Below are 10,990 nucleotides of genomic sequence, written 5' to 3'. Positions count from 1 at the left end.
TCCTCCGGGCGCTTCCCTTCGTTGTCTCCAACACTATCAGTGTTTTTCCGTCCCTCTGACCACTCTCCCGCAGACATGCGGAAGCGGACCCCGAGTTAGGATCTGACGAGTTGGTTGCCGCTTGGGGCGGGACGCTCAGTGGCGCCGCTCGGCCCCGAGCAGGTCTACGACTGTACAGCGGGCTCCGGAGCGCGTGCAAATCCACTGGACTGGTGGTCTAGACCACCAGGCGGTATCTTCCGTGGGGAACCCCGCATCTGACATACGCTGCTGGGCAGAGTCGCCCGCGGCAAGCGGTGCCGGCTCGTACGCGCAGCTCCACCCCTGGGAGGCTTCCCATGACCACCGTGACGTCCCCTCTCGCAGGACGCGCCATCGGACTGGCCGCAGTACCGGACCCCGTCTTCTCGGGAGCGATGGTCGGCCCTGGAACGGCGATCGACCCCGCGCGTGACGTGACCGAGGCCGTCTCCCCCGTGGACGGAGTCATCGTCTCGCTGCACCCGCACGCTTTCGTCGTGGTCGACAGCGAGGGGCACGGCGTGCTGACGCATCTCGGGATCGACACCGTGCAACTGAACGGCGAAGGGTTCGAGCTGCTCGTCAACAAAGGCGACACCGTGCAGCGCGGGCAGGCCGTGGTCCGCTGGGACCCGGCCGCCGTCGTGGCCGCGGGCAAGTCGCCGATCTGTCCGGTCGTGGCCCTGGAGGCCACGGCCGACGCCCTTTCCGATCTCCGCCTCGACGAAGACGTGAAGACCGGTGACGCGCTCTTCGGTTGGCAGTGACGCCAGGTCCGTACCGCACGGGAAGTTCCACAACCACCGCGGCGGCGGGGCCCGCCGCACTATCGGAGACGGGTGAGATGGAGACAACGCTGCGAGGCGTCGGTGTCAGCCACGGTGTGGCGATCGGCGAGGTTCGGCACATGGGCACGGCGGTACTGGAGCCGCCTGCCAAGCAGATACCGGCAGAAGACGCGGAGCGCGAGCAGGGACGGGCCCGCAAGGCCGTGGACGCCGTCGCGGCCGACCTGATGGCGCGGGGCAATCTGGCGGGCGGCGAGGCCCAGGCGGTGCTCGAGGCCCAGGCGCTGATGGCCCAGGACCCGGAACTGATGGCGGACGTGGAGCGCCGAATCGCCGTGGGGAGCACGGCGGAGCGGGCGGTCTACGACGCGTTCGCCTCGTACCGGGCCCTGCTCGCGGGCGCCGGCGAGTACCTCGCGGGCCGGGTCGCGGACCTCGACGACGTGCGGAACCGTATCGTCGCCCGGCTGCTCGGGGTGCCCATGCCGGGTGTGCCGGACAGTGACGAGCCGTATGTCCTCATCGCCCGCGATCTGGCTCCTGCGGACACCGCACTGCTCGACCCGACGCTCGTGCTCGGTTTCGTCACCGAGGAAGGCGGGCCCACCAGTCACAGCGCGATCCTGGCGCGGGCGCTCGGTGTGCCGGCCGTAGTCGCCCTGCCGGGCGCCGGGGAACTCGCCGAAGGCACGGTCGTGGCCGTGGACGGCAGCACCGGTGAGATCTTCGTGAACCCGAGCGCGGACAAGAAGGCCGAACTGGAGGCCGCCGCCGCGGAGCGCAGGGCCGCGCTGGCCGCGTCCAGTGGGCCGGGAGCCACCTCCGACGGGCACAAGGTGCCGCTGCTCGCCAACGTCGGCGGTCCCTCCGACGTGCCGGCGGCCGTGGAGGCCGGGGCTGAGGGCGTCGGCCTGTTCCGCACCGAGTTCCTCTTCCTGGACGACAGCAAGCAGGCGCCGTCGGAGGAGAAGCAGATCGAGGCGTACCGGAAGGTACTGGAGGCGTTCCCCGAGGGGCGTGTGGTCGTCCGCGTACTCGACGCGGGCGCCGACAAGCCGCTGGACTTCCTGACGCCGGCCGACGAGCCGAACCCCGCGCTCGGTGTGCGTGGGCTGCGGACGCTGCTGGACCACCCCGAGGTGCTGCGCACGCAGCTGACGGCGCTCGCCAAGGCCGCCGAGGGGCTGCCGGTGTACCTCGAGGTCATGGCGCCGATGGTGGCCGACCGCACGGACGCGAAGGCGTTCGCCGACGCGTGCCGTGAGGCCGGGCTGCGGGCCAAGTTCGGGGCCATGGTGGAGATCCCGTCGGCGGCTCTGCGGGCGCGGTCGATCCTGCAGGAGGTCGAGTTCCTGTCGCTGGGGACCAATGACCTCGCGCAGTACACGTTCGCGGCCGACCGGCAGGTGGGTGCGGTGTCACGGCTGCAGGATCCGTGGCAGCCCGCGCTGCTCGACCTGGTCGCGCTGTCCGCGGAGGCGGCGAAGGCCGAGGGCAAGAGCTGCGGTGTGTGCGGTGAGGCGGCTTCGGATCCGCTGCTCGCGTGTGTGCTGACGGGCCTGGGTGTCACCTCCCTGTCCATGGGCGCGGCGTCGATCCCCTACGTGCGGGCGACGCTGGCGAAGTACACGCTGGCGCAGTGCGAGCGTGCGGCGGCTGCCGCTCGGGCGGCGGACACGGCCGAGGAGGCGCGCGGCGCGGCTCAGGCGGTGCTGTCGGGCGAATGACCTCGCGCTGATCTCGTGCTGATCGGCTGCGGTCGAGGGGCGCTCCACCTACGGGTGGGGCGCCCCTCGCGCGTTCAGTGGAGGCGTCCGTCCGAGGCGGTGCCTCCATCGCCGAGGCCGTCCCCGAGGTCGGGCGGGGTGCAGTAGTCGACGCCGGACTCCGGGGAGACGAGGTCGCCGGACATCACGTCGGTGCAGTACGCGTCGAAGACCTCGCCCGCGGTGAGGGGTTCGAGGCCGTCGCCGCGCAGGCGCCAGCCGTAGACCCGGTCGGTGGTGTCGGGGGCGCTGGTGCGCATGACGAGTCCGCCTGGGCTTCGGGTGGCGATGCCGAGGGCGAGGACGGTGGCGAACTCCAAAGCCTCGGTCTCGTCCAGGCGGGTGGCTCCGTCGGGGTCCTGTTCCGCGCGGATGACGGCGACGAGTGCCTGGGGCTTGGAGGAGACGCTGCACACGAGGTGGCGTTCTCCCGGTGCGGCCGTGTCGAGGATGCGGGTGAGGAGGTCCGTGGCCCGGGCGAACGAGGTGCGGCCGATGTCCTCGCCGCAGCAGGCACAGGTGCCGATCTGGGCGAGGAGCGTGGTGGCGTACTCCCAGGTGGCCTTGCGGACCGCTTCGTCGATCAGTTCGGGGACGAGTTCGGTGAGGGGTTGTCCTTCGTAGGGGACGGCGGCGCCCGTCGCGGCCAGTTCGGCGGTGAAGCGGGTGCGGCTGGAGGGGATGTCCGGCTCCAGGCCCGTCTCGGTGCAGAACTCCGCGTACTCCTCGGGGTCGAAGAGGGCGACTGTGGTGTGGTTGCCCTGCTCGGCGCGGGTACGGAGCAGGGCTTCCACTTGGTCGAGGTAGGTCGTGTGGTCGTCGAAGGTGAAGCTGCGGTAGCGCCGCATGGCCGTGAAGTCGTGCTCGTCCGCGAGCAGGCCGATGGTGCCCGCGATCTCGCGGCGCAGGACCCTGCGCATGCTCTGGTGGCCGGTGTGTGCCATGGTCTCCCCCTGTGCGAGCAGTCGATCAATGCTCACTCACAGTAACCGGAGCCACTGACAACGGGAGCCGGCCCGGTGTGCCGCCCGCGACGCCCGGCGCCCGGCTCCCCTCAAGCTCGGTCGCGGGCTCGCTCGCGGGCCAGGCCCTCGTAGAAATCCAGCAGGTCGAGGTTGTCGATGGAGCCGGGGTTGACCGCCTTCTCCATGGGGGTGCCCTGGAGGAGGCGCTTGACGGGGACCTCGATGCGTTTGCCGGTGAGGGTGTGCGGGATTCCGGGGACCTCGATGACCTCGTCCGGGACGTGGCGTGGGGAGAGCTGTTCGCGGATGGTCCGCTTGATGCGGTTCAGAAGGGCTTCGTCGAGGGTCGCCCCCGGGGCGAGGTGCACGAAAAGGGGCATCCAGTAGCCGCCGTCGGGCTGTTCGATGCCGATGACCAGGGATTCCTTGATCTCGGGGAGCCGTTCGACCGCTTCATAGATGTCGGCCGAGCCCATGCGGACGCCCTGGCGGTTGAGTGTGGAGTCGGAGCGGCCGTGGATGACGACGGAGCCGCGTGAGGTGACGGTGATCCAGTCTCCGTGGCGCCAGACGCCGGGGTAGGTGTCGAAGTAGCTGTCGTGGTAGCGGGTGCCGTCGGGGTCGTTCCAGAAGTGGATCGGCATGGACGGCATGGGGTTGGTGACGACGAGTTCGCCTACTTCGTCGGTGAGGGGTTTGCCGCTGGGGTCCCAGGACTGGAGGTCGGTGCCGAGGCAGGGGGCCTGGAGTTCGCCGATGTGGACGGGGAGGGTGGGGACGGCTCCGGCGAAACAGGAGCAGACGTCGGTTCCGCCGCTGACGGAGGCGATCCACAGGTCCTCGCGGACCTCGTCGTGGAGCCAGCGGAAGCCGTCGGGCGGGAGCGGGGAGCCGGTGGTGCCGACGCACTGGACGCGGGAGAGGTCGTAGTCGCGGCCGGGGTGGACGCCGGCCTTGGCACAGGCCATGACGTAGGCGGCGGAGGTGCCGAAGAGGGTGGCGCCGGTGCGTTCGGCGACGCTCCACTGGGCGCCGGTGTCGGGGTATCCGGGGCTGCCGTCGTAGAGGACGACCGTGGTGCCGGTGAGGAGGCCCGAGACGAGGAAGTTCCACATCATCCAGCCTGTGGAGGTGTACCAGAAGAAGCGGTCCTCGGGGCCCAGGTCGCAGTGGAGGCCGAGTTGTTTGAGGTGCTCGACCAGGATGCCGCCCTGGGACTGGACGAGGGCCTTGGGCAGGCCGGTGGTGCCGGACGAGTAGAGCACCCACAGGGGGTGGTCGAAGGGGACCTGTTCGAAGGTCGGCTCGGTGTCCGCGGCGGTGGTCGCTGACCATTCCAGGGCTCCGTCGGGGGCGTCGGTGCCGAGCAGGGGGATGTGGACGACGGCGCGGAGGGTGGGCAGTTCGCGGCGGAGTTCGGCGACGGTGTCGCGGCGGTCGTGTTCCTTTCCGCCGTAGCGGTAGCCGTCGACGGTGAACAGGACGACCGGTTCGACCTGCTGGAAGCGGTCGAGGACGCTGCGGGCGCCGAAGTCGGGGGCGCAGGATGTCCAGACGCCGCCGACGGCGGCCGTGGCGAGGAGGGCGACGACGGCCTGGGGGATGTTCGGGAGGTAGCCGCTGACGCGGTCTCCGGGGCGTACGCCGAGGGCGCGCAGGGCGTCCGCGAGGGAGCCGACCTGGCGGCGCAGTTCGGCCCAGGTCACCGGGCGCGCTTCGTGGGTCTCGTCGACGTGCAGGAGGGCCGGTTCGTCGGCGCGGGTGGCTGCGGCGCGCAGGGCGTGTTCGGCGTAGTTGAGGGTGGCTCCGGGGAACCACTGGGCGCCGGGCATGGCGCGGTCGCCGAGCACGCGCGCGTAGGGGGTGGAGAACCGTACGTCGAACCACTCGGTGACGGCTTTCCAGAAGGTCTCGAGTTCGTCGACGGACCAACGGTGCAGGGCCGCGTATCCGCCGTCGGCGGGGGCTCCGTGGTGCTCGGCCGCCCAGGTGTGGAACTGGGTGATCCGGGCCCGGGCGATGCGGTCCGCGTCGGGCTGCCAGAGCGGCGAGGGGTTCGCTGAGGTCATGGGTCGGCTCCCGGACTGTGCGCGTCGTGTGCGTCGGGCGCGCACGAGCGGGGTGTGCGCGTGACGCGGCCACCACGGACGATGCCATGTGATCGACTTCGGCACCAGGGTGTGCCGGAGTTGGTCGGTGACATGAAGTGTGCCGTCACCCTGGGTGAACGGAAGTTGAACGACTCACACAAACGGGCCGGTCAATGGCAGGGTGAGCCGCATGGACGGTCGTGACCTGGTGCGTTCGGTGAAGGCGATCGGTTCGGCGGGGGCGGTTCAAGGGCTGCGTACCGTGCGGGCCGCGTGGCGCAGGAGGCGTTCCGACGCCACCGGGTTGGTGGCGCGGGGCGCCGAGCGGGCGCGGGTGCCGGGGCCGGTGCGGGACGTGGAGCCGGGGCCGGGCGGCGGGGTCGTGCGGTTCGACCGGACGGAGCTGCGGATCACCGTGGATGTGAACGGGGCCGTCTTCTGGGGCTGGGACGGGGCCGGGCAGGAGCCGTCGTACGCCCTCGCGGGCCGGTGCCCGGAGCCGGATCCGCGGGCCGAGCTGGAGCCGGACAAGGACGGCGGCTGGCGGGTCGTGGCCGAGCGGGTGACGGTCGTGGTGTCGCGGCACGGCGCGGTGGAGGTGTGTACGCCCGGTGGGGTGATGTTGCGGCGTGATCTGCCGCCCCGTTGGTGGGAGCCGGTGGGCGGGGGCGAGGCGCGGTGGACGCAGCGTTCGGAGGTCGCGGCCGATGCCCGGTTCTTCGGTCTGGGTGGGCGCGCGGCCGGGCCCCGGCTGCGTGACGGAACGTATCGGCTGTGGAACACGGATCCCGGGCACCCGTTCGAGCCTGGTGATGATCCGCTGTACATCACGATGCCGGTGCAGATGGTGGTGGCCGACGCGGGGACGCATCTGGTGTTCCACGACTCCACGTGGGACGGCACGGTGACGTTGCGCGGGGGCGAGGAGGGCGCGGGGTCGGGGCACGACCGGGCCGGCTGGTCGGAGCTGCGGATGTCCGGGGGGCCGCTGCGCTGCTGGGTGATCGTCGGCACTCCCGCGCGCGTGCTGCACGCATGGGCGGCGCTCACGGGCGCTCCGGCGCTGCCGCCGGCGTGGGCGCTCGGGCACCATCACGCGCGGTGGGGGTTCGGCAGCGAGCAGGAGGTGCGGCGGGTCGTCGCAGGGTACCGGGAGCACGGGCTGCCGCTCGACGCGATCCATCTGGACATCGACCACTACGACGGCCACCGGGTGTTCACGGTGGACGCCGAGCACTTCCCGAAGCTGCCGGACCTCGCCGAGGAGCTGCGGGGTCAGGGCGTCCGGCTGGTGTCGATCGTCGACGCGGCGGTCAAGGCGGAGCCGGGGAACGCCGTGTACGAGAGCGGGAGGGCGGAGGACGCGTTCGTGCGGGATGCCGCCGGGCGGGTCGTGGAGGGGCTGGTGTGGGCCGGGGAGTCGGTCTTCCCGGACTTCACGCGGGCGGGTACGCGCGCGTGGTGGGGCGGTCTGTACGAGGAGAGGCTCACGCGGGGCTTCGCCGGTTTCTGGCACGACATGAACGAGCCGACGTCGTTCGTGGCGTTCGGGGAGAACACGCTGCCGCGGTCGGCGCGGCACGAGCTGGAGGGTCGGGGCGGCGACCATCGGCAGGCGCACAACGTGTACGCGCTGTGCATGGCGCGGGCCGGCTACGAGGGGCTGCGTGAGCTGGTGCCCCAGCAGCGGCCGTTCGTGTTCTCGCGTTCCGGGTGGGTCGGGATGCAGCGGTACGGGGGCGCGTGGTCCGGGGACGTGGCGACGGGCTGGCCGGGGCTGCGGGCGTCGCTGTCGCTGGTGCTGGGGCTCGGACTGTGCGGGGTGCCGTACTCGGGTCCGGATGTAGGCGGTTTCGACGGGAGCCCGTCGGCGGAGCTGTTCCTGCGGTGGTTCCAGCTGGGGGCGTATCTGCCGTTGTTCCGTACGCACGCGAGCATGCGGGCGGGGCGCAGGGAGCCGTGGGAGTTCGGGGACGAGGTCGTCGAGCACGCGCGCGTGGCGCTCGTCGAGCGGCGGCGGCTGCTGCCGTACTTCATGACGCTGGCCCACTGGGCGCGGCGTACCGGGGCGCCCTATGTGCGCCCGGTGTGGTGGGGTGCGCCGGAGAACAGGGCGTTGCGGGACTGTGAGGACGCGTTCCTGCTGGGTGGCTGCCTGCTGGTGGCGCCGGTGCTGGAACCGGGAGTGGACCGGCGTGCGGTGCAACTGCCGCGGGGGCGCTGGTACGACACGGTGACCGGGAAGGCGTATCAGGGGCCCGGGCCGGTGGTGGTCGACGCGCCCATGTCGCGGATTCCGGTTCTCGCGCGCGCGGGTGCCGTGGTGCCGGTCCGGGGCGCCGACGGCGGCCTGGAGCTGGAGGTGTGGGCACCCGCGCGCGGGCGGACGGGGGGTGGGCTCGTGGTGCCGGACGCGGGCGACGGCTGGGACGAGCCGGAGGTCGAGCGGTACACGACGCGCTGGGAGGGGCGGCGTGTGGTGGTGGAGCGGGACGGGGACGAGGGGCCGGTCGAGCCCGCGTACCCGGTGCGGGTCCGGGGGCTCGACCAGGACTGAGCGCCGTTTCGGCTCAGGTGCAGCGGCCCTCAGATGTAGCGGCCGTCGAAGAACGCCTGTACCGCCAGGGTGTGCAGCGGGAAGGCGAGTTCGGTCGGTCTGCGCAGCAGGTGCCAGCCCTCGGTCTCGTCGGTGGCGGCTGGTGGCGGGAGGTTGGCTGCCGGGCGTTCGGGAAGCAGCCCGAACAGGAGCAGGTGGCCGTCGGGTGAGCTCATGGCGTCGGCGAGGCGGACGTCGCGGTCGGCCGCGCAGATGCCCGTCTCCTCCTTGAGCTCGCGGACGACGGCGTGCCGCCAGTCCTCCCGGTGGTCGATGAAGCCGCCGGGCAGGGCGGTGCCCCCGCGTGCGGGGGCGATGGTCCGTGTGATCACGACGAGGGCTGTGCCCTTGGTGTCGTACACGGGCTGGAGGGCCACCGCGACGGGGAGCGGATTGCGGTAGGCGACGGTGTGGCAGGCCTCGCAGGTGCGGGGCCAGCCGGAAACGCCCTCACCGTAGGGCGCTCCGCAACTGGAACAATGCGAGTCCGGTGCGGAGTTGGCGGTTGGGTGTTGATTTGCGGACACGCGGCGGACTGTATCCGATCATCTGCTGGTCGTCCTGTCGGGGCGCCGCAATGCGCCACCGCGCGGCCGGTGGTCGGGGACGAGTGAGGGGCGGCCGGAACCACCCCCGTGGGCCCCGGCCACCCCTCACGGATACTGCGACGCCGGGAGGGGCCGGTTGGTTCGCTCCGGGGCCTGCTCAATTCGAATCGCCCGTGACAGACTCCCGAACGGTCCAAAATTCTGACGGTTCATCAGATCTGTTGCCGGGGAGGCGCCTTGTCGCACGGTCGCACACCTGTGGTCACCGGCTGGTTCACCGGAGAGGGCGACGGGTTCCGTCTTCTCGGCACGTGCTGCTCGGCGTGCGGTGCGGTGTTCTTCCCGCGCGAGGACGCGTTCTGCCGCAATCCGGGGTGCGGCGGGGGCGAGCTGCGGGAGGTGCCGCTGTCCCGGAGAGGTCGCGTGTGGTCGTACACCGACGCCCGGTACCGGCCTCCGTCACCCTACGTGTCCGATCCGGAACTTCCGTGGGAGCCGTACGCGTTGATCGCTGTGGAACTGGCCGCGGAGCGTCTCGTGGTGCTGGGACAGGCCGTTCCCGGGGTCACCGTCGCCGATCTGGCGGTGGGCATGGAGGTGGAGGTCGTCCCCGGCGTGCTGTACGAGGACGCGGAGACGACCTGGACGACATGGCACTGGCGGCCGACGGGGGTGACAGCGTGACGGGTGAGGTGGCGGTGCTCGGCGCGGGCATGCACCCGTGGGGCAAGTGGGGCAGGAGTTTCGTCGAGTACGGCACGGCGGCCGCGCGGGCCGCGCTGGACGACGCCGGGATCGACTGGCGGGACGTCGGTTCGATCGTCGGGGCCGACACGGTGCGTGGCGGCTATCCGGGGTACGTGGCGGGGGCGACCTTCGCCAAGGCGCTGGGCTGGCAGGGGGCGCGGGTCACGAGTGTGTACGCGGCCTGCGCGTCGGGGGCGCAGGCGGTGGCCGCCGCCAGGGCACAGATCCTCGGGGGTCTCGCGGACGTCGTGCTCGTCGTGGGTGCGGACGCGGCGCCGAAGGGGTTCTTCCGGCCCGCGGGCGGGGACCGTCCGGACGATCCGGACTGGCTGCGGTTCCGGGTTCTCGGCGCGACCAACCCGACGTACTTCGGGCTGTACGCGCGGCGCCGGATGGCGGTGCACGGTGACACCCAGGAGGACTTCGCCCGGGTCAAGGTGAAGAACGCGGCGCTGGGGGCGCTCAATCCGTACGCGCGCTACCGCAAGAGGGTGACCGCCGAGGAGGTCGCAGCCTCCGCCGTCGTCGCGGACCCGTTGCGTCTGCTGGACATCTGCGCCACCTCGGACGGGGGTGCGGCGCTCGTGCTGTCCAGCGTGGAGTTCGCGCGGCGGCACGGCGTGGCCCGGCCGGTGCGGATCCGGGCGGTGTCCACGGTGACGCCGCGCTACCCCACCACGGTGCTGGATCTGCCGGACATCGCGACGGACTCCGCGGTGGCCGTGGAGCCGAGTGCCGAGGCGTTCCGGGCGTCGATCGCGCGGGCGGCGTACGAGGAGGCCGGCCTCGGACCGGACGATCTGTCGCTCGCCGAGGTCTACGACCTCTCCACGGCGCTGGAGTTGCAGTGGTACGAGGATCTGGGGCTGTGCGGCGAGGGTGAGGGGGCAAAGCTGCTGCGGGAGGGGGTGACGGCCCTCGGCGGTCGCCTACCGGTGAACACGAGCGGTGGTCTCGCGTCCTTCGGCGAGGCGGTTCCGGCGCAGGCGATCGCCCAGGTGTGCGAGCTGGTCCGGCAGTTGCGGGGCGAGGCCGGTGACCGGCAGGTCGCGGGGGCGCGGGTGGGGCTCAGCGCGAACCAGGGGCTGTTCGGGCATGGGTCGGCGGTGATCGTGGTGCGGTGACGCGTGCGTCGGGAGCGGGGTGGAACTGTGACGCGTGTGGTCGGGAGTGCGGTGATGGGGCTGTGACGCGCGTGGTCGGGAGCGCGGTGATGGGGCTGCGGTGACGCGCCCCATGGGGGCGGTGGCTCGGCGCCGGGGTCGGCCGGGTGTCCGAGAGGGGCGGACAGGTGTGCGCCCGGGCCGTGCCGGACCCGGACTCATGTGTGAACAGCTCATGAACCGGGTTCCGGAAGGTGCGGGCGGCGCCATCATGCTGCCGTGCCTTCCCGGTCGGACACGATCCGCTCGCCTTCCAGCCGGTCGTCAATCTGACGACCCGTCCCTCGCCGCTTCCCGCCGCACCCC

The 10,990-nt window shown here is 71.9% G+C and carries 8 protein-coding genes; 5 read left to right on the top strand and 3 right to left on the bottom strand.

The window, feature by feature from the left end; all coding sequences use genetic code 11:
* Positions 1–338: 338 nt before the first annotated feature.
* Positions 339–788, top strand: a complete 450-nt coding sequence (locus tag AOK15_RS30490; protein ID WP_055521563.1) for a PTS sugar transporter subunit IIA — start codon at positions 339–341, stop codon at positions 786–788.
* A gap of 77 nt (positions 789–865) precedes the next feature.
* Positions 866–2,536, top strand: coding sequence for a phosphoenolpyruvate--protein phosphotransferase (gene ptsP / locus AOK15_RS30485; protein WP_055521562.1), 1,671 nt, complete (start codon positions 866–868; stop codon positions 2,534–2,536).
* A gap of 74 nt (positions 2,537–2,610) precedes the next feature.
* On the opposite strand, the gene AOK15_RS30480 is transcribed toward ptsP, so the two are convergent.
* Entirely contained in the window at positions 2,611–3,519 is a 909-nt protein-coding gene (locus AOK15_RS30480; protein WP_055521561.1) for a hypothetical protein, read from the bottom strand.
* A 110-nt stretch (positions 3,520–3,629) separates the two neighbouring features.
* Entirely contained in the window at positions 3,630–5,609 is a 1,980-nt protein-coding gene (locus AOK15_RS30475; protein WP_055521560.1) for an acetoacetate--CoA ligase, read from the bottom strand.
* A 211-nt stretch (positions 5,610–5,820) separates the two neighbouring features.
* Between AOK15_RS30475 and AOK15_RS30470 the strand changes: the two genes are divergently transcribed.
* Positions 5,821–8,187 carry a glycoside hydrolase family 31 protein gene (locus AOK15_RS30470; RefSeq protein ID WP_055521559.1) on the top strand — a complete coding sequence of 789 codons (2,367 nt, stop codon included), beginning with the start codon at positions 5,821–5,823 and terminating at the stop codon, positions 8,185–8,187.
* Between the two features lie 29 nt (positions 8,188–8,216).
* Here AOK15_RS30470 and AOK15_RS30465 read toward each other — a convergent pair whose 3' ends face one another.
* On the bottom strand, positions 8,217–8,753 hold the full coding sequence (locus AOK15_RS30465; RefSeq protein WP_055521558.1) for an NUDIX domain-containing protein: 537 nt from the start codon (positions 8,751–8,753) through the stop codon (positions 8,217–8,219).
* Between the two features lie 279 nt (positions 8,754–9,032).
* Here AOK15_RS30465 and AOK15_RS30460 point away from each other — a divergent pair, with 279 nt between their 5' ends.
* Positions 9,033–9,458: a Zn-ribbon domain-containing OB-fold protein gene (locus AOK15_RS30460; RefSeq protein WP_055521557.1), complete on the top strand. Its 426-nt coding sequence runs from the start codon at positions 9,033–9,035 to the stop codon at positions 9,456–9,458.
* Entirely contained in the window at positions 9,455–10,645 is a 1,191-nt protein-coding gene (locus tag AOK15_RS30455) for a lipid-transfer protein (protein ID WP_055521564.1), read from the top strand. The genes AOK15_RS30460 and AOK15_RS30455 overlap by 4 nt, the downstream gene beginning before the upstream one ends.
* The last annotated feature ends 345 nt before the right edge of the window (positions 10,646–10,990 follow it).

The organism is Streptomyces ossamyceticus, assembly GCF_001418475.1.
GTDB lineage: Bacteria > Actinomycetota > Actinomycetes > Streptomycetales > Streptomycetaceae > Streptomyces > Streptomyces ossamyceticus.
Note: the sequence above shows the minus strand (reverse complement) of the source record. Positions and strands in the feature narration are given on the sequence as shown.

Bases quoted from the DNA above. Each gene is read 5' to 3' on its own strand.
- ptsP (WP_055521562.1), top strand. From the start codon at position 866: ATGGAGACAACGCTGCGAGGCGTCGGTGTCAGCCACGGTGTGGCGATC.
- AOK15_RS30475 (WP_055521560.1), bottom strand. From the start codon at position 5,609: ATGACCTCAGCGAACCCCTCGCCGCTCTGGCAGCCCGACGCGGACCGC.
- AOK15_RS30480 (WP_055521561.1), bottom strand. From the start codon at position 3,519: ATGGCACACACCGGCCACCAGAGCATGCGCAGGGTCCTGCGCCGCGAG.
- AOK15_RS30470 (WP_055521559.1), top strand. From the start codon at position 5,821: ATGGACGGTCGTGACCTGGTGCGTTCGGTGAAGGCGATCGGTTCGGCG.
- AOK15_RS30490 (WP_055521563.1), top strand. From the start codon at position 339: ATGACCACCGTGACGTCCCCTCTCGCAGGACGCGCCATCGGACTGGCC.